This is a genomic window from Hyphococcus lacteus, assembly GCF_041058985.1.
GTDB classification, from domain to species: Bacteria; Pseudomonadota; Alphaproteobacteria; order Caulobacterales; family Parvularculaceae; genus Hyphococcus; species Hyphococcus lacteus.
In genome coordinates, this window is the sequence record NZ_JBEHZE010000001.1 from 334,210 (window position 1) to 355,825 (window position 21,616).

At 53.9% G+C, this 21,616-nt stretch carries 24 protein-coding genes and 1 riboswitch; of the genes, 16 read left to right on the forward strand and 8 right to left on the reverse strand.

What is annotated here, in order from left to right:
* Positions 1-21: 21 nt before the first annotated feature.
* On the forward strand, positions 22-1,545 hold the full coding sequence (locus ABFZ84_RS01600) for an acyl-CoA carboxylase subunit beta (protein WP_369312100.1): 1,524 nt from the start codon (positions 22-24) through the stop codon (positions 1,543-1,545).
* Here the strand turns inward: ABFZ84_RS01600 and ABFZ84_RS01605 are convergent.
* Positions 1,542-2,642 (reverse strand): A/G-specific adenine glycosylase, encoded by a 1,101-nt coding sequence (locus ABFZ84_RS01605; RefSeq protein WP_369312102.1) that lies wholly within the window; start codon positions 2,640-2,642, stop codon positions 1,542-1,544. The genes ABFZ84_RS01600 and ABFZ84_RS01605 overlap by 4 nt on opposite strands.
* Positions 2,643-2,699: 57 nt before the next feature.
* Between ABFZ84_RS01605 and ABFZ84_RS01610 the strand changes: the two genes are divergently transcribed.
* The 3 genes from ABFZ84_RS01610 to smc all read left to right on the forward strand — a co-directional run bounded on the left by ABFZ84_RS01610 (position 2,700) and on the right by smc (position 7,670).
* Entirely contained in the window at positions 2,700-3,155 is a 456-nt protein-coding gene (locus ABFZ84_RS01610) for a DciA family protein (RefSeq protein ID WP_369312107.1), read from the forward strand.
* A gap of 144 nt (positions 3,156-3,299) precedes the next feature.
* Entirely contained in the window at positions 3,300-4,010 is a 711-nt protein-coding gene (locus ABFZ84_RS01615) for a DsbA family protein (RefSeq protein ID WP_369312109.1), read from the forward strand.
* Positions 4,011-4,202: 192 nt separating this feature from the next.
* Positions 4,203-7,670, forward strand: a complete 3,468-nt coding sequence (gene smc / locus ABFZ84_RS01620) for a chromosome segregation protein SMC (protein ID WP_369312111.1) — start codon at positions 4,203-4,205, stop codon at positions 7,668-7,670.
* On the opposite strand, the gene ABFZ84_RS01625 is transcribed toward smc, so the two are convergent.
* Positions 7,671-8,369: an HAD family hydrolase gene (locus ABFZ84_RS01625; RefSeq protein ID WP_369312113.1), complete on the reverse strand. Its 699-nt coding sequence runs from the start codon at positions 8,367-8,369 to the stop codon at positions 7,671-7,673.
* 123 nt (positions 8,370-8,492) lie between these two features.
* Between ABFZ84_RS01625 and ABFZ84_RS01630 the strand changes: the two genes are divergently transcribed.
* The 11 genes from ABFZ84_RS01630 (at position 8,493) to ABFZ84_RS01680 (ending at position 14,278) form a co-directional block, all read left to right on the forward strand.
* Positions 8,493-8,846: an ArsR/SmtB family transcription factor gene (locus ABFZ84_RS01630; RefSeq protein ID WP_369312115.1), complete on the forward strand. Its 354-nt coding sequence runs from the start codon at positions 8,493-8,495 to the stop codon at positions 8,844-8,846.
* Positions 8,846-9,247, forward strand: a complete 402-nt coding sequence (locus tag ABFZ84_RS01635; RefSeq protein WP_369312117.1) for a VOC family protein — start codon at positions 8,846-8,848, stop codon at positions 9,245-9,247. Before ABFZ84_RS01630 ends, ABFZ84_RS01635 begins: the two co-directional genes overlap by 1 nt.
* Positions 9,248-9,264: 17 nt before the next feature.
* Positions 9,265-9,738, forward strand: coding sequence for an SRPBCC family protein (locus ABFZ84_RS01640; protein ID WP_369312119.1), 474 nt, complete (start codon positions 9,265-9,267; stop codon positions 9,736-9,738).
* Positions 9,738-10,214: an SRPBCC family protein gene (locus ABFZ84_RS01645; RefSeq protein ID WP_369312121.1), complete on the forward strand. Its 477-nt coding sequence runs from the start codon at positions 9,738-9,740 to the stop codon at positions 10,212-10,214. Before ABFZ84_RS01640 ends, ABFZ84_RS01645 begins: the two co-directional genes overlap by 1 nt.
* Positions 10,215-10,303: 89 nt before the next feature.
* A complete protein-coding gene (locus ABFZ84_RS01650; RefSeq protein WP_369312123.1) occupies positions 10,304-10,654 on the forward strand; it encodes a DUF1428 domain-containing protein in 351 nt (116 codons plus the stop codon).
* Between the two features lie 329 nt (positions 10,655-10,983).
* The gene (locus tag ABFZ84_RS01655) at positions 10,984-11,373 is read left to right on the forward strand and encodes an AtpZ/AtpI family protein (RefSeq protein ID WP_369312125.1); all 390 of its coding nucleotides are present in this window, start codon (positions 10,984-10,986) and stop codon (positions 11,371-11,373) included.
* A gap of 24 nt (positions 11,374-11,397) precedes the next feature.
* Positions 11,398-12,189, forward strand: a complete 792-nt coding sequence (locus ABFZ84_RS01660) for a F0F1 ATP synthase subunit A (protein ID WP_369312127.1) — start codon at positions 11,398-11,400, stop codon at positions 12,187-12,189.
* An 81-nt stretch (positions 12,190-12,270) separates the two neighbouring features.
* Positions 12,271-12,501, forward strand: a complete 231-nt coding sequence (locus ABFZ84_RS01665) for a F0F1 ATP synthase subunit C (RefSeq protein WP_369312129.1) — start codon at positions 12,271-12,273, stop codon at positions 12,499-12,501.
* 34 nt (positions 12,502-12,535) lie between these two features.
* Positions 12,536-13,090 (forward strand): F0F1 ATP synthase subunit B family protein, encoded by a 555-nt coding sequence (locus ABFZ84_RS01670; protein WP_369312131.1) that lies wholly within the window; start codon positions 12,536-12,538, stop codon positions 13,088-13,090.
* 34 nt (positions 13,091-13,124) lie between these two features.
* Positions 13,125-13,682, forward strand: a complete 558-nt coding sequence (atpF, locus tag ABFZ84_RS01675) for a F0F1 ATP synthase subunit B (RefSeq protein ID WP_369312133.1) — start codon at positions 13,125-13,127, stop codon at positions 13,680-13,682.
* The gene (locus tag ABFZ84_RS01680) at positions 13,682-14,278 is read left to right on the forward strand and encodes a DUF924 family protein (protein WP_369312135.1); all 597 of its coding nucleotides are present in this window, start codon (positions 13,682-13,684) and stop codon (positions 14,276-14,278) included. Before atpF ends, ABFZ84_RS01680 begins: the two co-directional genes overlap by 1 nt.
* A 7-nt stretch (positions 14,279-14,285) precedes the next feature.
* On the opposite strand, the gene ABFZ84_RS01685 is transcribed toward ABFZ84_RS01680, so the two are convergent.
* The 6 genes from ABFZ84_RS01685 to ABFZ84_RS01710 form a co-directional block, all read right to left on the reverse strand.
* The gene (locus tag ABFZ84_RS01685) at positions 14,286-15,809 is read right to left on the reverse strand and encodes an FMN-binding glutamate synthase family protein (RefSeq protein WP_369312137.1); all 1,524 of its coding nucleotides are present in this window, start codon (positions 15,807-15,809) and stop codon (positions 14,286-14,288) included.
* Between the two features lie 81 nt (positions 15,810-15,890).
* Positions 15,891-17,465: an aminomethyl-transferring glycine dehydrogenase subunit GcvPB gene (gene gcvPB, locus ABFZ84_RS01690; RefSeq protein ID WP_369312139.1), complete on the reverse strand. Its 1,575-nt coding sequence runs from the start codon at positions 17,463-17,465 to the stop codon at positions 15,891-15,893.
* Positions 17,462-18,805, reverse strand: coding sequence for an aminomethyl-transferring glycine dehydrogenase subunit GcvPA (gene gcvPA / locus ABFZ84_RS01695; RefSeq protein ID WP_369312141.1), 1,344 nt, complete (start codon positions 18,803-18,805; stop codon positions 17,462-17,464). Before gcvPA ends, gcvPB begins: the two co-directional genes overlap by 4 nt.
* Positions 18,805-19,176 carry a glycine cleavage system protein GcvH gene (gene gcvH / locus ABFZ84_RS01700; RefSeq protein ID WP_369312143.1) on the reverse strand — a complete coding sequence of 124 codons (372 nt, stop codon included), beginning with the start codon at positions 19,174-19,176 and terminating at the stop codon, positions 18,805-18,807. Before gcvH ends, gcvPA begins: the two co-directional genes overlap by 1 nt.
* A gap of 10 nt (positions 19,177-19,186) precedes the next feature.
* Positions 19,187-20,353: a glycine cleavage system aminomethyltransferase GcvT gene (gcvT, locus tag ABFZ84_RS01705; protein WP_369312145.1), complete on the reverse strand. Its 1,167-nt coding sequence runs from the start codon at positions 20,351-20,353 to the stop codon at positions 19,187-19,189.
* Between the two features lie 129 nt (positions 20,354-20,482).
* Positions 20,483-20,570, reverse strand: a riboswitch (glycine riboswitch).
* A gap of 81 nt (positions 20,571-20,651) precedes the next feature.
* Positions 20,652-21,098, reverse strand: coding sequence for a Fur family transcriptional regulator (locus tag ABFZ84_RS01710; RefSeq protein ID WP_369312147.1), 447 nt, complete (start codon positions 21,096-21,098; stop codon positions 20,652-20,654).
* Between the two features lie 129 nt (positions 21,099-21,227).
* Here ABFZ84_RS01710 and ABFZ84_RS01715 point away from each other — a divergent pair, with 129 nt between their 5' ends.
* The gene (locus tag ABFZ84_RS01715; RefSeq protein ID WP_369312149.1) at positions 21,228-21,608 is read left to right on the forward strand and encodes a nuclear transport factor 2 family protein; all 381 of its coding nucleotides are present in this window, start codon (positions 21,228-21,230) and stop codon (positions 21,606-21,608) included.
* Positions 21,609-21,616: the final 8 nt, after the last annotated feature.

Below are 21,616 nucleotides of genomic sequence, written 5' to 3' on the forward strand. Positions count from 1 at the left end.
CCAATTCCAAAAGAGCGAAAAATGGCCTTTGAAAAGCAACTGGACGAACTGAAACACCGCGAAGCGCTGGCCGACAAAATGGGCGGCGAAGAAAAACTTGCCCGCCAATATTCGCGCGGCAAGCTAGATGTGCGCGAGCGGATGCGTCGCCTTTTGGATGATGGCTCTTTCCGCGAGATCGGCAAAATCGCAGGCAAAGGAAATTACGACGAGAAAGGCGATATGATCGACTTTTCGCCTTCTAATTTTATCTTTGGCCGTGGACGGATTAATAACGCCCCCATTGTCGCCACAGCGGATGATTTTACCGTACGCGGCGGCGCGGGCGATGCTTCGATCCACCGCAAGTTCATCATGGCTGAACGTATGGCCCATGAAATGAAAATGCCGATTGTACGCATGATCGACGGCACAGGTGGCGGCGGATCAATCAAGGCGCTTGATGATCTAGGTTTTACCTATGTGCCGTTTATTCCGCTTTGGGCGGATGTGGTGAAAAACCTAAAAACTGTGCCGGTCGTTGCGCTCGCACTTGGCCCAACGGCTGGTCTCGGTGCCGCGCGGATGGTCGCCAGCCATTATTCGATCATGGTGCGCGGCGTTGCGCAAATTTTTACGGCTGGCCCTGCGGTTGTCGCGGGCATGGGCGCTGGCAGTGAAGCCCTCGACAAGGAAGCACTAGGCGGCGCAGATATTCACGCACGCAATGGTGTCATTGATGACGAAGCCGAAAACGAAAACGAAGCCTTTGCCATGGCGCGGACATTTCTGTCTTATTTGCCGCCACATGTGGGCGCACCCGCGCCACGGGTTGAGACCCATGACAGCCCAGAGCGGCGCGACGAGTCGTTAAGCAATGCAGTCCCGGAAAACCCCAAACACGCCTATAATATGCGCCGGATTGTTGAAACTGTGGCCGACCACGGTTCCGTTTTTGAGATCGGTCGTCGTTGGGGACGCGCCGCGATTACGGCTTTTGCGCGGCTTGACGGATATCCGGTTGCGATCCTTGCTGGTGACCCAACATTCCTTGGCGGCTCTTGGACAGCGGGCACAGCCGAAAAGGTTAAACGCTTTATTCAGCTAGCGGAACAGTTCCGAATTCCCGTTGTTCATCTAGTGGATAATCCCGGCTTTATGATCGGCCTAGAAGCGGAGAAAGCCGCGACCATCCGGCGCGGTGTTGAAGCGCTGAATGCAGTCTATGAAGCAACTGTTCCGTGGGCCACCGTTATTGTGCGTAATGCTTTTGGGGTTGCTGGTGCGGCCATGTCGGATGATACGCGCTTTCAATATCGGTTTGCGTGGCCATCGGGTGATTGGGGCTCGCTGCCCATGGCTGGCGGCGTAGAGGTTGCGTATAAGTCAGAGCTTGAAAAAGCCGAAGATCCCGCAGCCGAGCTAGAAGCCATCAAATCCCGCCTGTCGAAAATCACCTCGCCTTTCCGAACGGCTGAACAATTTTTGATCGAAGATATTATTGATCCGCGCGAGACACGGCCACTGCTGTGTGAATTTGCACAGCTCGCACAGCGCAATCTTTAGGCTTGGGTGATGCTCACGGCCTTTTTCATAACCGTGGGCAAAAGTGCTTTTTCAGGCTTAATCCATTGCTGATCGCTGGATTTGCGGAAACCCTTGGGGGCGCTGGCCACATAAACATCCAGCGTTAAATGAAAATGGGTGAACACATGAACGACCTCGCCCACGCGCGCCCATTCGGCTTTAACCGGCGCAAGAGCAAAACTCTCGTCTTTTTCGCCAGCGGTCCATGCCGTACCCGGCAAACCTAGCATCCCGCCCAGCAAACCTTTTTCGGGACGGCGTTCAAACAACATCTCGCCGCGCCCATTGCTCAAAGCAAAGACTGCTCCTTTACGATATGGCTTTGGTTTTTTTGCCGGCCGAACGGGGAATGCCTCTTGGTCACCACGCGCATATGCATCGCATGCGGCAGAAATTGGACAGATCAAACAGAGTGGCGTTTTCGGGCGACACACCCCGGCCCCGAGATCCATCATTGCTTGGGCAAAATCGCCTGAACGCAGATCGGGCCAAATTGCATTGGCTCGTGCTTTGATCTCAGGCTTTGCACCGGGCATCGGCGTATCAATCGCAAACAGGCGCGCAACCACACGCTCGATGTTTCCATCAACCACAACCGCACGCCGATCAAACGCAATAGCGGCCACCGCAGCCGCTGTGTAATCGCCAATTCCCGGCAAGGTTTTTAACTCGTCCTCCGTATCCGGAAAACTGCCGCGTTTCGCCACGGCCACCGCACATTTATGAAGGTTACGCGCGCGGGCGTAATAACCAAGCCCCGCCCATTCCCCAAGCACATCGTCAAGCGGTGCCCCGGCCATGTCTTCGACAGTCGGCCATCGCTTGAGAAAACGCGCAAAGCGCGGCTTTACGGTTGCGACGGTTGTTTGCTGCAACATTATTTCTGAAAGCCAAACCACATAGGGATCAGCACGCTTTCCCAATTTGCGGGCTTTCGGCCCGACCCGCCAAGGCAAGTCACGGGCGTGGCTATCATACCAATCGAGCAATGCCTTCGCCACGCGTTTAGGCGCAGCGGATTCAGCGCTGTCGGGATTTGCGGATTTCTTTCCTGAGACGATTGTTTCCGATGCCATACACAAAGTATTATATTCATCACTGGAAAGCCCGCAAAGAGCCAATACGCTATGTATATGAAACGCAATACGCGTCCCGCGAGAATGGCACCGCCCGCAATCGGTCGTGCCGGCGCAGGGGTTTTTGCGGTTTTGGCCAAAAAGACCAAATATATGGACCCGTCCTTAGCCGGTCACTGGCCAACTCTTGCGGGGCCACGACTTGCAGCACTTTCTCGGCCTGGACGCATAACCGGCACCGGACGGGTCGGTAGAACCCTCGAGCTGCACGTCCCCAATGGCGCAGCGGCAGCCGAAGTGCAGATGAACATTGATACGCTCGTAAAAAGTATCAACGCCTATCTCGGGCCAGGCAGTGTCACGCGCATTGTTGTCCTCCAGTCCGGAAAACGTGCCGCGCCACCCCGTGAAAACGCTCCAAAGCCGCCAAAATCCGAGGACGACGACAGCCCACTTGGCTCGGCACTGGCGTCTTTCCGAGCGGCAATCAACAAGCGCGGTGACGGAAATTAACCGTTTTCGACAGTTTCAGCCCCCGATCCGCCATTCCTACCTTGCCATCGGGCCCGCCATCAGCGATTTTGCGCCCCAGCTTTCGATTCCTAATAGTAAGCAGCCGCGCACTGGCGTCGCTGCGACGGAAAGGTCCCCTGTCTGATGTCTGATATGTTTTTCTCATTCCGCAATCCTGTAGTCAAAACCAGCCTCGCTGCTGTGGCGTCATTCGCTCTGATCGCGTGCGGCGGTGCCAATTCTGAATCCAACACGGAAACACCGGCAGGCTCCAGCGAAAGCGCTGAAATCAAAGGCGAAGGCGCGCTGTCTGACATGGCGCTCGGCAGCCCAGACGCAAAAGTCACCGTAATTGAGTTCGCTTCGGTGACATGCCCGCATTGCGCGACCTTCCACCAAGATATTTTTCCTGAAATTAAAGAAAAATATGTAGATACCGGTAAGGTTCGGTTCATCTTCCGCGAGTTTCCAACGGCTCCGGCTAACCTTTCAGTTGCAGGTTCCATGATTGCCCGTTGTGCCGCAGATAAAGGCGGCCCAGACGCTTACTTCCTAGTTTTGGGATCATTGTTCAAAACCCAACAAACTTGGATTTATGGCGAAAGCCCACGCACAGAGCTTCTGAAAATCGCCTCTCAGGCCGGTATGGACGAGGCCGAATTCGATGCCTGTGTAAAAAGGGAAGAATTGCTTGATTTCCTTAATGAAAATATCAACGAAGCTACCGACAAATATAAGATCGCATCAACACCGAGCTTTGTAGTGAATGGCCAAACACGTCACCTTAATTCTGCCGAAGCCTTTTCCGAGGCGCTTGATCAAGCGCTCGAAAAAGCTGGCGATACGGAAGAATAATAGACCACGACGGAGTACGCCGGAGACTAGGCTGGGGAATAACGGATGGCGTGGGGGCGCTATCCAACCCTTGGCCTTCACGCAGAATCGGCGATCATTAGTGGTTTACCGGGCTGAAATGAGGAAGTGGGCCTTATTTCAGCGACAACCGGGCCAGCGACTTTCGGGTCAGCACTTATCGGGAAAAGACGCGTGAAATTCACCAATGTTCGCCTTGTAGGATTTAAATCCTTTGTAGAACCGACAGACTTCGAAATTCGCGAAGGTTTGACGGGGATCGTCGGCCCTAATGGGTGCGGCAAGTCAAACCTCCTCGAAGCGATGCGTTGGGTTATGGGCGCAACATCGGCAAAAGCCCTTCGTGGTGCTGCAATGGATGCCGTGATTTTCTCAGGCACGACCATGCGCCCTGCCCGTAATTGGGCCGAAGTGATTTTGACCGTCGATAATTCCGACAGGTCCGCCCCCGCTGAATATAACGAAAATGCGACTCTTGAAATTTCACGCCGGATTATCCGCAAGGAAGAAGGCTCGCAGTCGATTTATCGCATCAACAACAAAGAAGTTCGCGCAAAAGACGTGCAGCTTCTGTTTGCCGATGCATCAACCGGCGCAAACTCCCCCGCCCTAGTCCGTCAGGGCCAGGTCGCAGAATTGATCAGTGCAAAGCCACAAAATCGCCGGCGCCTGTTGGAAGAAGCTGCTGGTGTCACCGGGCTTCATTCGCGCCGCCACGAAGCGGAACTACGGCTGCGTGCAACCGAGGCAAACCTAGAGCGTCTTGACGACGTGATCTCAGAGCTTGAGACCCAAAAAGGTGCGCTCGCCCGACAGGCGCGGCAGGCAACCCGCTACCGCAATGTTTCTGGCGACATTCGCCGCACCGAGGCGATGCTGGCTTATCTGCGCTGGCGCGATGCTGTGGAAGCGCAAGAAAAAGCAAAAGCCGGGCTTGATGAAATCAGTGCCCTGATCGAAGAGACGACGCGCGTTGCCGCGATCGCAGCGACCGCACAATCAAACGCCCATGAAGCGCTAGAACCACTGCGCCTGAAAGAAGCCGAAGAAGCCGCTGGCCTTCACCGCCTCACGGTTGCGCGTGAAAACCTTGACGAAGAGGGTCGCCGTGCGGAAGCCGAATTGCGTCGTCTTTCAGGCGAGATTGAACGTCTTCAAAACGACATGGCACGGGAGAAAGACCTGCTTTCCGATGCTGATAATGCGGTTGCGGCCTTAAACGAAGAACGCGAAACCCTTGCGGCCAATGCGGCGAGCGAAGAACAGCGGGTTTCGGAAGCTGCTTCAGTCATGAGCCAAGCCAGCACGGCGCTAGAACAAGCCGAAGCTGAATTTGACCAAAAGAGTAAAGAAGCGGCCGATATTGAAGCACGCCGCAAAGCCGTCGCAGGCAACCTTGCGGCGACCGAACGGCGTCTTGAAAAGATTGTAGACCAAATCCGTAACTATACGGATGAACGCGAAGTTATCGAACCTTCGCCAGAGCAAGCGCGCTCGCTCGAAGAGGCGACACAGAAATTTGCCAATGCCGAACAAGCCGCTGGTGCCGCTGAAGCGGCATTCCACCGCGCCGAAGAAGAACGCAACAGTGCCGAGGAACAAGAAAAGTCTCAACGTGGACCGCTGCGTGATGCCGAACAGAGCGTTACAGAAATGGGTGCGGAACGCGATGCGCTACGGCGGGTTCTCGCGGCGAATGACAGCGATGATTACGAACCCCTGATCGAACTAATCGAGGTTGATCCCGGTTTTGAAAACGCACTCGCCGCGGCGCTTGGTGATGATCTCGGTGCACCAACTGACGAAGACGCCCCTGCGCATTGGTCAAACTTTGGCAACAACGCCGATGAAATGTCCTTGCCTGAAGGCGCGCAACCACTGAGCCGGTTTGTTCGCGCACCAGCCGCATTAAACCGTCGCCTTTCCGCGATTGGCGTGATCGATGCCCAAGACGGCCCACGCCTTCGCGATAGTTTGCACCCCGGTCAACGGCTCGTCTCTCGCGATGGCGACTTATGGCGTTGGGATGGCTTTACCAGCCATGCCGACGCGAAAACCGCTGCCGCCATTCGGCTCGAACAGCGCAACCGCCTGCAAACGCTAGAACGCGACCTTGAAGCCGCACAAGCCAACGCAGATGAAGCGCGCCGCATCCACAGCGAAGCGAGCGAGAACCTAAAAGCCAAACAAAACATGGAGCGCCAAGCCCGTACACTTTGGCAGGACGCGCGTCGCGCCGTTGATAGCGCTCGCACGAACCTGAATGCGTTGGAACGGGAACACGAACGGGCAACCGCGCGCATTTCGTCCATTGATGAAAATCTCTCGCGATTAGCCGAAGAAAATGTCGAGTCAACGCGCAACCTAGAAGCGCTGAACACAGAACATGCCGAATTTCCGAATGCGGATCTTATTGCTGAAGGCTTGAACACCTCGCGGGAACAGGTCGCAGCGGCACGTGCCCACGCGACGGAAACCCGCACCGCCCATAATGATCTGGCAAACGAAGCCCGTCGCCGCGCCAATCGCCTCGCCGAGATCGAACGCGATTGCACCTCTTGGTCGAGCCGTGGTGAAACCGCTCGCGGTCGCCTCGCTGAGATTGAAAACCACCTCAACGAAACAAAAACCGCCCATGAAGGCGCGGCGGGTGCCCCAGCGGAGATCGACGAAAAGCGCAAAGCCCTTCTTGATCAGCTCTCTGTTGCGGAACAACGCCGCAACGAAGCCGCCGACGCATTGGCCGAAGGGCAACGCCTATCACTTGAGAGTGACAAGAATGCCAAGGCCGCAGACCATGAATCCAGCGAAGCGCGTGAGGCCCGCGCCCGCCTGGAGGCCCAAGCCGAAGCCGCCGAAGAGCGCGTAGAAGAAGCAACACATCTCGCACAAGAAACTTGCGAAGCAGCGCCCGAGGAATTGCTCACTATTGCGGAGCATAAAGAGGGTGCCGACCTTCCAGCCCGCGACGACATCGAGCGCAAGCTTGAGCGTTATAAGCGCGAGCGGGAAAATCTGGGCGGGGTTAATCTGCGCGCAGACGAAGAGATGCAAGAAGTCACTGAGCGGCTTGAAGAGTTAGGTACCGAGCGCGAAGATTGTGACGCTGCGATCCGCAAATTGCGCACGGCCATCGGCAATCTTAATCGCGAGGCACGCCAGCGTTTGCTGGATGCGTTTGAAACAGTCAGCACAAACTTCACTGACCTGTTCAAAAGGTTGTTCAATGGTGGACAGGCCGAGCTTCGTCTCGTTGATGCCGAAGACCCGCTTGAGGCCGGCCTTGAGATTTTCGCCTCACCGCCGGGCAAAAAACTCGCATCCATGTCGCTCATGTCTGGTGGCGAACAGGCTTTGACGGCAACAGCCTTGATCTTTGCAGTCTTTATGGCGAACCCTGCCCCCGTTTGTGTGCTGGACGAGGTCGACGCACCGCTTGATGACGCCAATGTGGAACGCTTCTGTCGCTTGCTTCATGAAATGGCACAGGAAACGGAAACTCGCTTTATCATCATCACGCACCACGCGCTCACTATGTCGCGCATGAACCGGTTGTTTGGCGTTACCATGATCGAACGCGGCGTGTCGCAACTCGTCTCTGTTGATCTTTCCAGCGCCGAACAAATGGTTGCCGCTGAATAATCAGCCTAAAGATTTTAGAACGCCTTGCAGCCCCCCGAGATGATCTATTTCGCGAAAACGCGGATGTGATTGCGGGGGGTCTGCATGTTCAAAAACCCAAGTTTGTGAATGAGGTACATGCACGCCCCAACCGCCTAGGTCGAGGACCGGCAACACATCTGACTTTAGGGAATTCCCCACCATCATCGCATTTTCGGCCGTCACACCATGGCGCGAAAAAACATTCCGATAGGTTTCCGGGTTCTTGTCAGAGACAATCTCAATCCCATCGAAATGATCTGCTAATCCCGAAAGTGCAATCTTTCGCTCCTGATCGAACAGGTCACCCTTGGTGATCACCATCAATCGAAAATCGCCTTTCAAACTTTGAATAGTTTCGGCGACATGGGGGAGCAATTCGACAGGATGCTCAAGCATCTCATGCCCCTTATCCAAGATCGTTTGGATCACACTTGCGGGTGCCTTGCCTTCGGTGATCTCCAACGCGGTTTCGATCATCGAAAGGGTGAACCCTTTAATCCCGAATCCATAGCGGGCGAGATTGCGCCGTTCGGTTTCAAGCAATCGCTCGGTCAAATGGGCAGGATCCGCATAATCTGACAACAGGTCGGCAAATGCGGTCTCGGTCAATCGAAAAAACCGCTCATTTTGCCAGAGGGTGTCATCGGCATCGAATGCTAGAACCTCGAGCGTTGTCATTTTCCAATCTCCACTTGCTGAGTTTGCTCTTTGACCATTCGCAAAACCAGTAGGCAACATTAAACTTAGGCAATCACCTAATTAATGCTTGCGCTCAAGCCTCTCTCCCCATAAGTTAGGTATATGCCTAACAATAGCCCCCCCCCCGCCCCGCCCCTTGATGGCATTTTTCAAGCGCTCGCTGATCCGACGCGCCGTGCTGTGATTCAACGCCTCACCGCAGGTCCCGCAACAGTCAGTGAACTTGCCGGCCCCTTTGAAATGGCCCTGCCGTCATTCCTCCAGCACCTAAAAGTGCTCGAAGACAGCGGGATGGTGTCATCCACAAAAAAGGGACGTGTCCGGACTTGTGAAATTGATATTCAAAACCTTTCCGCCGCTGGAGGCTGGATCGATCATCAGCGCGCAATCTGGGAGAGTCGCTTGGGTCGGCTCGACAATTATCTGAATGAAATTCAATCAACGGAGAACGATTAATGCAAATCAACGTGTATCTAAACTTTGATGGAAATTGCAAAGAAGCCATGCAATTTTACCACAAGGTCCTTGGCGGCGAAATGGAAGTAATGATACCTGTCGCCGGGTCTGAGGCCGAACCACACATGCCCGACAACATGAAGAACAGCACACTTCATGCCTCCCTCGCCGTTGGTGGAATTAAAATCATGGCGAGTGACTCACCAGCCGAATATTACCGTCGCGCCAGCGGTACAAGTGTTTGCATCAACCTTGAGGACACCAAAGAAGCCAAGAGGTTGTTCGATGCGCTCAGCGATGGCGGAGAGGTATTGATGCCGTTTGAGCCAACATTTTTCGCCAAAGCATTCGCATCCTTCCACGACCGCTTTGGCGTTTTGTGGATGATTCACAGCATGTAAGTTGCAGGACACCTCTCATGAACGAACAAAACCATACAATCATCATTGAACGGACTTTTTCGCACCCTAAAGCTGCATTGTGGCGCGCCATCACCCAAGCGAACGCTATAAGCGCTTGGTTTGGACCAGCCGGGTTCTCGACCCGCATAGAAGAACATGACTTTAGGGCTGGCGGTGCCTATCACTATGTGATGATCGGCCCCGACGGAAAAGAATACCCATCGGTAGGGCGGTTTATAGAAATCATCGAAAACGAGAAACTGGTTGCTACCGACGAATTCGGCGAAGGCTTTGAGTATGACAAACCGCTGCCCAGCCAAATGGTGACCACCTATACTTTCAGTGACCACCCCAACGGTTCAACGCTCACGATTTCGGTTAGCCACCCAACCGAAGCCGACCGTCAAAAACATATAGATATGGGCGTTATCGACGGATGGAATTCGTCCCTTGATTGCCTGGAAGATCATCTCTCAAGAAAGGATGCGTGATGCCGCCTTTACCCAAGGAATTGATACTTTCACGAAAATATTCCGCCCCTCGCTCGCTGGTTTGGAAAATCTGGTCTGAGCCAGAACACGTAAAACAATGGTGGGGCCCGTGTGGCCCTGAGAACACCACATGCAAGATTGATTTTCGCGTAGGCGGTACCTTCGACATCGAGATGAAAACACCCGAAGGCGATATCATGCGGGCGATTGGTAAATATCTCGAAATTATATCGCCAGAGCGCATCGTATATCTTGGGCCATCGGATGCCGCGACCGCATGTGGTTGTGGCGCACCACCAAAAGCCCGGGTCACGGTGAGCTTTGATGAAATCGCCACAAACCAAACCCATTTAACCGTGCACACCCTATTTGACCGACCAGAAGATCTGATCGCCGCGAATGAACATGGCTACACGTCTGGCTGGACGAATACGCTTATCGCGTTGGATGACATTCTTCAAAAATCTGGGGGCTAAATGCCGACACCCAGCGCAAAAGTTCGAACGTGTCCTTGGTTTAAGGGTAGTGTTCGAAAATCAGCATTTAATCAGCAACAGGAGTATATATGACATACATTGATGGATTTGTTGTCGCAGTCGAAACCAAAAACCGCGAAGCCTATAAAACAGTCGCCACGACCGCCGCCGCAATTTTCAAGGATAATGGCGCGTTGAGCGTGGTTGAGGGATGGGGCGATGATGTGCCCGACGGCGAAGTCACCTCATTTCCAATGGCCGTCAAAGCCAAGGAAGGCGAGAGCGTGGTTTTTTCTTGGATCATCTGGCCGAATAAACAAGTGCGCGACATCGGCATGAAAAAAGCGATGGAGGACCCACGGTTAGGCAAACCAGAAGATATGCCCTTTGACGGGAAGAGAATGATCTTCGGCGGGTTCGAGACCATCGTCGAAGCCTGAACTAGACGACCGCGTTACAGAGCACCAAATTGCGGAGCACCGAGGTCTAGGCCTGAAGGTGCTCCGCGATGAAACGTTTCCGTGATTCTGCTCCTGCACATCCACTCACGGGGCAACCGATTCGCCCAGCCCTTCCGAAATACGCTCAAAACCGCCCAATACCACGGCGAATCCCACTGATTTTCATCATTCTACGCACTTGTTTTTTTCCATTCCGCAGTGATGGCGTCAGGTTCTTAGCGCGGCAGGACGCCGCGGTACATTTTCCCCAATAAAATCAGACATTTAGCATTTTTTTCCATCGCTTGACGCTGCGTTGCAGCGCCTATATGGTCCGCCGCGATTTCCAAAGGTACGAGCGTCCGTTCGTACCTGTTTTTTCGGGCAAGCTCATGGGCGATGACACCGGCAGAGAAGAGGCCAAAGGCGACCGGCCACCCTCGCTGGATGAATTTTCCGAGCGGTTGGACCGGATGCGCGGTTCGGGCAATGTGCCCGAAACTGATGCAGCGGCACCGGCCTGGGGGCGAGCCTTGCGGGTTTCCTCTGACCTTTTAGCGGGTCTGATCGTTGGGGGCTTGTTGGGTTGGGGTCTGGATTTCTGGTTAGGGACAAGCCCTTGGCTTCTCTTACTGGGGTTGGGACTAGGTTTTGCGGCGGGTTTGCGCAATATGATGCGCACCCTACAAAATGATACGGAGCAATCGTCAGGCGACTGATGAGACGCTGGGAAGAATAACGAGATGATAGACTTTCACGCTGCCGGACCAATGGAACAATTCGAGATATTGCCGATTGTTCCGGTGCATCTAGGCTCGATTGATATTTCGCTGACAAACTCAGCGCTTTGGATGATCATCGCAACGGCTGCGATTTGCGCATTCTTCTTTTTCGCAACGCGCCGCGCCAGCCTGATCCCCAGCCGCATTCAATCCACAGCAGAGGTTCTTTATGAATTTGTCGCCGATCTCGTGCGTGACACCATCGGCAGCGAAGGCCGCAAATTCTTCCCTTATGTTTTTACACTGTTCACCTTCATTCTGATCGTCAATCTTTTCGGCCTACTCCCCTCAATTCCAGGCACACCGGCCGAAATGCACACATTCACGCCGACCAGCCACCTCATCGTGACGCTGGCGCTGGCAATGGTCACGATCACCATCGTGGTTGTTTACGGTTTCATGAAGAACGGCCTTGGTTTCTTGCGCCTGTTCGCCCCGTCGGGGCAGCCTTTGCCGATGTATCTAATCCTTGTGCCGGTTGAAGTGATTTCATTCCTTTCTCGCCCGCTTTCGCTGGCCATTCGACTATTTGCGAATATGTTTGCGGGCCACATCATCCTCAAAGTGTTTGCGGGCTTTATCGTATCGCTCGTGGGCGCAGGCAGCGGTTGGTTCTTGCTTGGCCTTGCGCCATTCTTTGGGATCATTGCTGTGACCATGCTCGAAGTGCTGGTTGCAGGGCTTCAAGCCTATGTGTTTGCGATTCTGACTTGTATATATCTCAGCGATGCGGCACACGCGGCAGACCACTAACAACAAATTCCCGCGCGGCGCGAAGAGCCAGCCGCGATTATGGGATCACCGGCTCAACGATAACCTCACTAGGAGTAAAAAATGGACGCTGAAGCAGCAAAACTGATCGGGGCGGGCATTGCATCAATTCCGCTCGCTGGCGCAGCCATCGGCCTTGGCCTTATCTTTTCTAGCTTTCTTTCGGGCGCATTCCGCAACCCGTCAGCATCAGCACAAAACCAGCCAACAATGCTTCTCGCATTCGCGCTGACAGAATTCACGGGTCTTCTTGGCTTCGTTATCGCGATCCTGATTCTTTTGAACGTTCTTTAAGTCTTAACGCCATCAAAGCAGAAAGAGGCATACTTTGTCTTTTACTTCGATAATGGTAGCCGCTGCCGCAGGCGCTGTGGAATCCCACGGGGAATCCGCCGGCCTGCCGCAGTTGGATCCCACATGGTGGCCCAGTCAGCTAGTTTGGCTTGCCATCACTTTTGGTATTCTTTTTGCGCTGATGTCGAGCCGGTTTTTGCCGGCGCTAGGCGGTGCGATTGAGGAACGTCGCGATCGCATTGCGGATGACCTCGACCAAGCGGCTGAGTTCAAACGTCAAGCCGAAGACGCTGAGGATGCGTATAACCAGTCCCTCGCCGATGCACGTGCGAAAGCGCAAGGCATTGCAGGGGACACACGCGCCGAAGTTGATACGGAAATTGCAAAAGAGCAGGCAGAAACAGACGCCGCGCTCGAAAAGCAATTAGAAGCTGCCGAGGCACGCATCACCGAGATGAAAGTCAATGCAGCCGCCAAAGTTCGTGAAGCCGCAGCCGAGACGACCCGCGCTGTTGTCGAAACCTTAATCGACGAGGCCCCCACGGATGAAGCCGTTTCCAAAGCCATCGACGGCCTCTCTCGCGCCTAATCTCGCTCGCGCAGAAATTTGAAAGACTATGACGATGATCGCATATGCAACCCTTGCCGCCGCCGCTGCCGCTGAAGTCGCCGACGCGGGACATGCAGCTCCGGGCCTGTTTCAGGACACATCGCTTTATGTGTTGTTGGCATTCATCGTTGTCGTCGCGATCTTTGCCCGTGCGGGTGTCCACAAAACAATGCTTGGCGGTCTCGACAAGCGCGCCCAAAAGATCTCTGACGAGATCAATGAAGCGCGTAAAATGCGCGAAGAAGCACAAGAGTTGCTAGCCAGCTACCAGCGTCGGCAACGCGAAGCCGAAGAAGAAGCAGCCGCTATTATCGAGCAAGCCAAAAAAGATGCTCAACGTCTCGCTACTGAAGCGCGTGAAAAGATCGCCGAACAAACTGAACGCCGCACAAAAGCCGCCGAAGAAAAAATTGCGCGCGCCGAAGCCCAGGCCGTTTCAGAAGTTCGTGGACAAACTGCGGACCTCGCGATCGAGGCGGCACGCACCATTATCCGTGATCGGATGGACGGTGGCGCACAAGGGCCGTTCATCGACAAAGCAATCTCTGGCCTTCGCGACAAGCTAAATTAATGGGCGAGCCTTCTAGGCTCCCCTCGTCTCGCCGGTCTATCCGGCCCACGGCGGCTGCCGCCGAATCAATCCTGACATTCTGGTTCAAAGAGACGAAGCCCTATTTATGGTTTCGTCGCAATGATGCATTTGATGCGCAGATCAATGACCGTTTCGCGGATCACGTCGCCGCGGCCAAAGCCGGTCATCTCGATGTTTGGCGCGCACATCCGCGTTATTCATTAGCATTGATTATTTTGCTCGATCAGTTCTCGCGCAACCTTTTCCGCGATACGCCCCGCGCCTTTGCCCAAGACGAACAAGCCTTAGATATTGCACGCGACGCAATTACTCGGCACCATGGCAAAATCGCTGACGACAAGGCCAAGTCTTTCTATTATATGCCGTTCATGCACGCCGAAGACCTAAGCGTGCAAATCGAATCAGTAAACCTATTCAAAGCGCAACTGCCTGGCACCATGAACCTGCCATTTGCGATTGAACATTATGAGATCGTTCGTGATTTCGGCCGTTTCCCGCATCGGAATAAAATTCTCGGCCGCGAATCGACGCCCGCAGAAATCGCTTTCCTTAAGGCCGGTGGCTTTAACCCGTAAGCCAACCTCAATCTTGTTTGGTGTATTCATGCGGTGCCAGTGGCCTGGCTCGCGCCAAAAGCTGATCCAAGGGCACGGATGTTCCGTCAGCTTGTTGAATGCGCACATGCATCCGTCGCAATCCTCGCGCATGGGGCGCACCACAAGAATGGGCAATCATCGCTACATCCTTGCGCATTTTATTAACATAGTTCGCGACCCGCGGGCCTTTCGCTTTGGGGTCCAAGCCGCCCTGTAGGTGTTTTTTGTGAGTCGTTACACCCGTTGGGCAATTATTGGTGTGACATTTCATGGCTTGGATACAGCCAATCGAAAACATAAAGCCGCGTGCGGTATTGACCATATCGGCCCCGGCGCAATAAGCCCACGCGACCTCAGCCGGTGTGACAAGCTTTCCTGATGCAATCACTTTGATCCGGTCACGCAACCCGCGACGTTCGAGGATGTCAATCAGCATAGGAAGCGATTGCTTCAATGGAAGCCCGACATTATCCATAAGCGACATAGGGGCGGCCCCTGTTCCGCCATCGCCGCCATCAAGCGTGATAAAATCGGGTGCGGATTCCATACCACGCCGTTCTATTTCGTCACACAAATCATCAATCCAGCCATAAGCGCCGATTACTGTTTTAACCCCGGTTGGAAGCCGCGAGACATCCCGCACATGGCCGACAAAATCGAGAAGCTCAGCAATATTATCGACCTCTGGGTGGCGGTTCGGCGAGATTGAGGCAGTATGAACGGGAATATGCCGGATCGAAGCGATCTCTGGCGTCACCTTTGCCGCCGGTAAAATACCGCCCTTACCGGGTTTGGCCCCTTGGGCGAGTTTCACCTCGATCATTTTCACTTGCTGATGCATCGCGATGTTCCGCAGCTTTTCATCATCAAGCCCGCCATCATCATCGCGACAACCATATTTCGCTGTGCCCATCTGAAAGACGACATCACAGCCCCCTTCAAGATGATAAGGCGCGAGACCGCCCTCTCCGGTGTTGAGGTAACAACCCGCGAGCTTTGCACCATGTGAAAGCGCCTGAACAGCCGGTTTTGACAACGCGCCATAACTCATTGCCGACACATTGATGATCGACGACAAGCGGTAAGGGTTAGGCGTATAGGGGCCAAACTCTACGGGTGGCGGGTCTGACGCTTCTTCGTCAAGGCGCGGGAAAGCCACGTTCACGAAAATTGGTGTACCGACCAAGTTTAGGTTCCGCGTAGAACCAAAGGGCATTGTGTTATTGCTACCTTTAGCGGATTTATAAATCCAATCTCGCTCGGCGCGGTTAAACGGCATTTCTTCGCGATCTAGCGCAAAGAAATATTGCCGAAAAAACTCGCCTAGATGCGTAAAGAGGTCGCGAAACCGCCCAATAACCGGATAGTTGTGACGGATTGCGTCTTTCGACTGCGTCGCATCAAGAATAAACATCACGATGACAGCGAGTATGATCAACCCGATGGCGAAAATAAAAACCGTCGCCAAAAGGTCGAACCCTCTAACTGTCAAATTAGTCAGAAAATCCATGCTTTGTGCCTTCGTTGCTTGTTGCTTGTTGCTGCAACCATAGGCTGAGTTACGCCCCCGCGTGAAGCCGGGGCGTAAAACTTACTCGGCGGCTTTCGCTGGCTCTTCCGGCGTCCAGCGCAGAACCGGCTTACGCGCTGCCGCTGTTTCATCGAGACGGCGACGCGGCGCATAAACAGGTGCCGCTTTGAACGATGCGACATCACCGGATTTTGCCCGTTTGGCCAAAGAAAGAAGCGCATCACAGAATTGATCCAGCTCGCGCTTGGATTCTGATTCCGTTGGCTCGATCAACATTGCCCCATGCACCACTAATGGGAAATACATGGTCATTGGGTGGTAACCTTCGTCGATCATTGCTTTGGCGAAATCAATTGTCTCAACGCCCGTGTCTTTCAAGAACCGGTCATCGAACAACGCTTCGTGCATGCAATAGCCCTCAAACGCCGGGGTCATTTCTGACTTGAGACGCGCAAGCACATAGTTCGCATTCAGCACCGCATCTTCCGCAGCCTGACGAACGCCGTCTTTGCCGTGGCTCAACATATAAGCAAGCGCCCGCACAAACATGCCCATTTGCCCATGGAACGCTGTCAAGCGGCCAAGGCTTTCGTGGCCATCGCCCTCATCCTTTGCGGCGCGGCGTGATTCAACAAGACTGTATTTTCCGTCCTCTTGGACAACATATGGAACCGGCGCAAATGGCGCGAGCGCATCAGATAGAACCGTCGGTCCCGAACCCGGACCACCGCCACCATGGGGTGTTGAAAACGTCTTGTGCAAATTAATATGCATGGCATCAACGCCCAAATCACCGGGACGGACCTTGCCCGCGATGGCATTGAAATTTGCACCGTCGCAATAAAAATACCCACCCGCTTCGTGCACCGCGTCGGCAATGGCGCGTATGTCACGCTCGAACAATCCACAAGTGTTAGGATTGGTGACCATGATCCCCGCCACATCAGGACCGAGCTTTTCTTTAAGCGCCGCTAAATCAACCCGGCCCGTGGCGTCGGCGGGGATCGTTTCAACCTTGAAACCACACTGAACGGCTGTCGCCGGGTTTGTGCCGTGTGACGATTCCGGCGCGAGCACGCGAACGCGCGTTTTGTCTTCGCCCCGCGCCTCTAACGCTGCCTTAATCGCCATCATTCCGCAAAGTTCACCATGAGCACCGGCCTTGGGCGACATGGCAACCGCCGGCATGCCCGTCAGCTCTTTGAGCCAAAAGGCGAGTTGGTCGATCAATTCTAACGCGCCCTGTACGGCCGATTCCGGCGCAAGCGGATGAAGGTCTGCAAAGCCCGGCAGCCGCGCCACTTTTTCATTCAGACGCGGATTATGCTTCATGGTGCAAGAGCCGAGCGGGAATGGCCCCATGTCAATCGCGTAGTTTTTCTGCGACAGGCGCACGAAGTGGCGCATGGTTTCAGGCTCCGAGAGGCCCGGCAATCCAATATCACTATTGCGATTTAATCCGCCGAGGCGATCAACGTCGCCTATTGGTGCCGGCATATCGACACCGGTTCCCGCAAAGTCACCAAACTCAAACGACAAAGCTTCTTCGATCTGTAGGGCTTTGTTGCCGGTGAATGTAGGTGCGTCGCTCGCGGAATTTGTTTCTGCGCGTGTTGCGCGGCCTTGATTATTCATGACAGTGCTCCACGCAGGCTGGTCGCAAAACTATTGATATCTTCGTCCGTGACACATTCCGTTGCAGCCACTAGCAAAAGATTGTCCGCTGACCGATCAAATGGCCAAAGCCGATCACCCGGTACGCCAGCCAATATGCCATCTTCGGCCAAGCGCTCGACAATATCGCTCGCCTTTACTGGAAGGCGCAAAGTGAACTCGTTGAAATAGCTTTTGTTGACCACTTCAACACCATCAATGGCCCCTAATGCGTCGGCGGTTTTGCACGCAGCTTCGTGATTAAGCATTGCCAAACGGCGTAAACCGGCCTCACCCAACAGCGTCATGTGGGCGGTGAACGCCAGCGTACAAAGACCAGAATTTGTGCAAATGTTCGACGTCGCTTTGTCGCGCCGGATATGTTGCTCACGGGTTGAAAGGGTCAACACGAAACCACGCTTGCCTTCGGCGTCGGCAGTCTCGCCACACAATCGTCCCGGCATTTGGCGGATATATTTCTGACGGGTCGCAAACAGCCCCACATATGGGCCACCGAAATTGAGGCCGTTACCGATAGATTGGCCCTCGCCAACCACGATATCAGCGCCCATCTCGCCGGGGCTTTTCAATGCGCCTAGCGAAACCGCTTCCGTCACAACCGCCACCAACAGCGCACCTTTTTCATGAGCGGCCTCGGCGATTGGCGTCAGGTCGCGAATGTTACCGAACACATCCGGGTTCTGAACAATTACACAAGCCGTATCATCATCGATCTGGCTGATCAAATCTTCGGACGCGTCGACGTCAATCGGCGATAACTCGACAGTGGCATTGACTAGCTCAAGATTAGTGCGGGTCACCGCGCCATATTGCGGGTGCAATCCACCAGAAACCAAGATCTTGTTCCGCTTGGTCACACGCCGCGCCATTAAAGCCGCCTCGCCACACCCGGTCGAGCCATCATACATAGAGGCATTGGCCACTTCCATGCCCGTCAGCGCTGCCACTTGTGTTTGAAATTCAAACAAATATTGCAACGTACCTTGGGCAATTTCTGGCTGATATGGGGTGTAGGCCGTCAAAAATTCCGACCGCTGAATAATATGATCGACCGTGGCGGGTATGTGGTGCTTATAGGCACCAGCCCCGATAAAGAACGGCCCCGCGCTCGCCGCACGGTTTTTCGCTGCCATCGCACCCATGGCCCGCTCGACCTGCATTTCGCTTTGGTGGTTCGGCAAATCGAAATCAGTATTGAGCGCATTCGCCGGCACGTCGGAAAACAGCTCATCAACCACATCCGCACCGATGACTTTCATCATCGCACGGCGTTCTGTTTCATTCAGCGGTAGGTAACGCATTAGGAATTGCTTTCGGTGAATTCTTTGTAAGCAGCTTCGTCCATGAGCGCATCAAGTTCGCTCACATTGCCGGCTTTGATTTTCACAAACCATGCCGCATCATTCGCGGCCTCATTGATTTTAGCGGGCTCATCGACAATCGCTTGATTGACCTCTACGATTTCCCCGGAAATTGGTGCGTATACGTCAGACGCCGCTTTGACCGACTCGACAACGGCCATATCGTCGCCTTTCGAAACGCTTTTTCCAATTTCGGGAAGCTCGACAAAAACCACATCGCCTAATTGTTCAGCGGCGTGTGCGCTAATGCCGATAACGTAGTGGTCGCCTTCTGCGCGGACCCATTCGTGATCTTCGGTGTATTTTGTCATGACTCTCTCCTCAACCTCGGTAATAACGCTGGGGTACAAACGGCATGTCAGCGATTTTTGCCGGCAAGGCCTTGCCCCGAACAATCAAATTAATTTCAGTGCCTGTTTTTGAAAAATTAGCTTCGACAAAACCCATGGCAATCGGGCCACCGAATGTTGGGCCAAACCCGCCAGAGGTGACGGTGCCGATGGTTTTTCCGTCTTTGGACTGAATTTCTGCGCCTTCGCGTGCTGGCGCGCGACCTTCGGGCAATATCCCTACGCGCAAACGCTTTGGTCCCTCTTCACGCTCACGCAAAATGCGCTCTGCACCGGGAAAGCCGCCCTCTTCGCGGCGGCGTTTGCCGATCGCAAATCCAATATTACCTTCTATGGGTGATGTTTCAGGCGTCAAATCATGGCCATAAAGGCAAAGACCAGCTTCTAGCCGCAGTGAATCCCGCGCCCCAAGCCCAATGGGTTCAACTTCTGGTTCTGCCAATAACACTTTAGCCAATTGCTCAGCAAAACCTACTGGAACAGAAATTTCAAAACCGTCTTCGCCGGTATAACCACAACGGCTCACAAGAACTTTCATGCCATCAGCATTGTTCAGCGGCCAAGGATAAGGCCGCATAGTCATGAAGGTTTGAGTACCCGCGCCGGGAATGATCCGCTCGACCACATCGGCGGCTTTAGGCCCCTGAATTGCCAACAACGCGCGGCGTTCGGCGCGCTCCAGCTTGGCCTTACCGTCAAGTTTTTGCTCGATCAGAGCAAAGTCCTGCTCCTTCATGGCCGCATTCACCACAAGATAGAGCGTGCCTTGATTTTCATCGCGGATCGGACGCGTGATCATCAAATCATCAAGGATGCCACCATCATCGTTGAGCAAAACGCTATAGCGCATGCCACCTTGTTTTAACTTTTTGATTTCACCGGGCACCAGCGTTTCGATCGCAGCGGCTATTTTTTCATGCGCTTCCGGGGTGCCAATTTTCGTCTCAAGGGTCGTCAAAAATGCCTGCCCCATGTGGGAGACATCGAAAAGGCCTGCATTTTCGCGCGTGTGTTGGTGCTCTTTCAAGACACCCATGGGATATTGCACAGGCATATCATAGCCCGCGAATTCAACCATTTTACCGCCAAGCGAGCGGTGCAATTCATTTAGTGGTGTAGTTTTTAAGCTCTCAGACATTAATCCGCCCCATGACTAAAATCGCCGCAACATTGCGGCGACCCCGGCTGTCACGGGAACCTGAGAGATTTCACGGATAAAACCGCTTACTCCGTCGGTGGGGCGAACTTGCCCACTTTCCAGCCTTTAGCGCTTCATGCGGTCCTTTTGCCTGAGAGTTTCCGGGGCGGTTGCTCCTTCGGCGCCATGTCACCATGGTCTCTCCCGCATGGGAGCTTGCTCACGCTTGAGCATTGGATCGGACAATAGGCGGGCGGCTTTAGGAGTCAATGATTCTCAACGGTGTGACCACACAAAACTAAGCGGCCGCACAGACATTGCAGTTACCTTTGATTTCCAGTCGGGCCGTGTGCATGTCAAAATCCGCAGCGCGTACGGCGGGCGCAATATCCGCCTCAACGGCGACAACTTCCAGCTCTTTGACCGTCGAACAGTTTTCGCAAACAAGGAAAGTCTGGACCACATGCGGACCCTCGTGATTGCAAAGAACAAACGCGTTGAGGCCATCTAGTTTGTGGATATGCCCTTTTGTCTCAAGCCCATCGAGGGCACGATAAACCGTCATCGGCGCACGAACACCAAGCTCTTTTAGTTTGTCGAGGATTTCATAAGCTTTGAGTGGCTCTTCGTTTTCTGCGAGCACATTCCAGACCAGCTTTTCATTTTTCAAAAGGCCCGGCGGGCGATGTATGCCCTGATGATCTCCGCTCGGCTTGTCACTCGCTTTGGTTGTTTCGTCAGTCATAAACTCCCTCCCGAGGATATATGGCTGTTATATCTTTGTTATATCATATAACCAAGCAAAAAGCACCCCTATGGTTAAGAAATCGACGGGCCGCTTGTTTGCCCGGACCACCACCCTAGGGAGGCGTACATGTCTGAAAACATTGACCTCGTGAAAAGCGTTCTGCGGGCATATGTGAATGATGATCGCGATGAAATTGAAAGACGAATTGCCGATCAATTCAGCTTCACCAGCCCCTACGACAATCAGATCGACCGCACGTCCTATATGGAGCGATGTTGGCCCAATCACGAAGCGACCAAAGCAATCGACTTTATTCGCTTTTTCGAAAATGGCGATGATGTCGTGACGTCGTATGAGGTCACGCTGTTATCAGGACGAAAATTCCGAAACACCGAAATTCTCTCGGTACAGAACGGGAAAATCAGCGCAATTGAAGTCTTTTTTGGATGGGATCTTCCCCACCCCGCCACAAACGGAAAGTCTATTGATATCGCCGCTGAGGAATAAAAAAAGCC

Bases quoted from the DNA above. Each gene is read 5' to 3' on its own strand.
- gcvT (WP_369312145.1), bottom strand. From the start codon at position 20,353: ATGTCTGAGAGCTTAAAAACTACACCACTAAATGAATTGCACCGCTCG.
- ABFZ84_RS01665 (WP_369312129.1), top strand. From the start codon at position 12,271: ATGGACGCTGAAGCAGCAAAACTGATCGGGGCGGGCATTGCATCAATT.
- ABFZ84_RS01625 (WP_369312113.1), bottom strand. From the start codon at position 8,369: ATGACAACGCTCGAGGTTCTAGCATTCGATGCCGATGACACCCTCTGG.
- ABFZ84_RS01640 (WP_369312119.1), top strand. From the start codon at position 9,265: ATGAACGAACAAAACCATACAATCATCATTGAACGGACTTTTTCGCAC.
- ABFZ84_RS01630 (WP_369312115.1), top strand. From the start codon at position 8,493: ATGCCTAACAATAGCCCCCCCCCCGCCCCGCCCCTTGATGGCATTTTT.
- atpF (WP_369312133.1), top strand. From the start codon at position 13,125: ATGATCGCATATGCAACCCTTGCCGCCGCCGCTGCCGCTGAAGTCGCC.
- gcvPB (WP_369312139.1), bottom strand. From the start codon at position 17,465: ATGAATAATCAAGGCCGCGCAACACGCGCAGAAACAAATTCCGCGAGC.
- ABFZ84_RS01710 (WP_369312147.1), bottom strand. From the start codon at position 21,098: ATGACTGACGAAACAACCAAAGCGAGTGACAAGCCGAGCGGAGATCAT.
- ABFZ84_RS01680 (WP_369312135.1), top strand. From the start codon at position 13,682: ATGGGCGAGCCTTCTAGGCTCCCCTCGTCTCGCCGGTCTATCCGGCCC.
- ABFZ84_RS01655 (WP_369312125.1), top strand. From the start codon at position 10,984: ATGGTCCGCCGCGATTTCCAAAGGTACGAGCGTCCGTTCGTACCTGTT.
- ABFZ84_RS01645 (WP_369312121.1), top strand. From the start codon at position 9,738: ATGCCGCCTTTACCCAAGGAATTGATACTTTCACGAAAATATTCCGCC.
- ABFZ84_RS01685 (WP_369312137.1), bottom strand. From the start codon at position 15,809: ATGGATTTTCTGACTAATTTGACAGTTAGAGGGTTCGACCTTTTGGCG.
- ABFZ84_RS01605 (WP_369312102.1), bottom strand. From the start codon at position 2,642: ATGGCATCGGAAACAATCGTCTCAGGAAAGAAATCCGCAAATCCCGAC.
- ABFZ84_RS01635 (WP_369312117.1), top strand. From the start codon at position 8,846: ATGCAAATCAACGTGTATCTAAACTTTGATGGAAATTGCAAAGAAGCC.
- gcvH (WP_369312143.1), bottom strand. From the start codon at position 19,176: ATGACAAAATACACCGAAGATCACGAATGGGTCCGCGCAGAAGGCGAC.
- ABFZ84_RS01715 (WP_369312149.1), top strand. From the start codon at position 21,228: ATGTCTGAAAACATTGACCTCGTGAAAAGCGTTCTGCGGGCATATGTG.
- ABFZ84_RS01660 (WP_369312127.1), top strand. From the start codon at position 11,398: ATGATAGACTTTCACGCTGCCGGACCAATGGAACAATTCGAGATATTG.
- ABFZ84_RS01650 (WP_369312123.1), top strand. From the start codon at position 10,304: ATGACATACATTGATGGATTTGTTGTCGCAGTCGAAACCAAAAACCGC.
- ABFZ84_RS01600 (WP_369312100.1), top strand. From the start codon at position 22: ATGGCCTTTGAAAAGCAACTGGACGAACTGAAACACCGCGAAGCGCTG.
- ABFZ84_RS01615 (WP_369312109.1), top strand. From the start codon at position 3,300: ATGTCTGATATGTTTTTCTCATTCCGCAATCCTGTAGTCAAAACCAGC.
- ABFZ84_RS01610 (WP_369312107.1), top strand. From the start codon at position 2,700: ATGAAACGCAATACGCGTCCCGCGAGAATGGCACCGCCCGCAATCGGT.
- gcvPA (WP_369312141.1), bottom strand. From the start codon at position 18,805: ATGCGTTACCTACCGCTGAATGAAACAGAACGCCGTGCGATGATGAAA.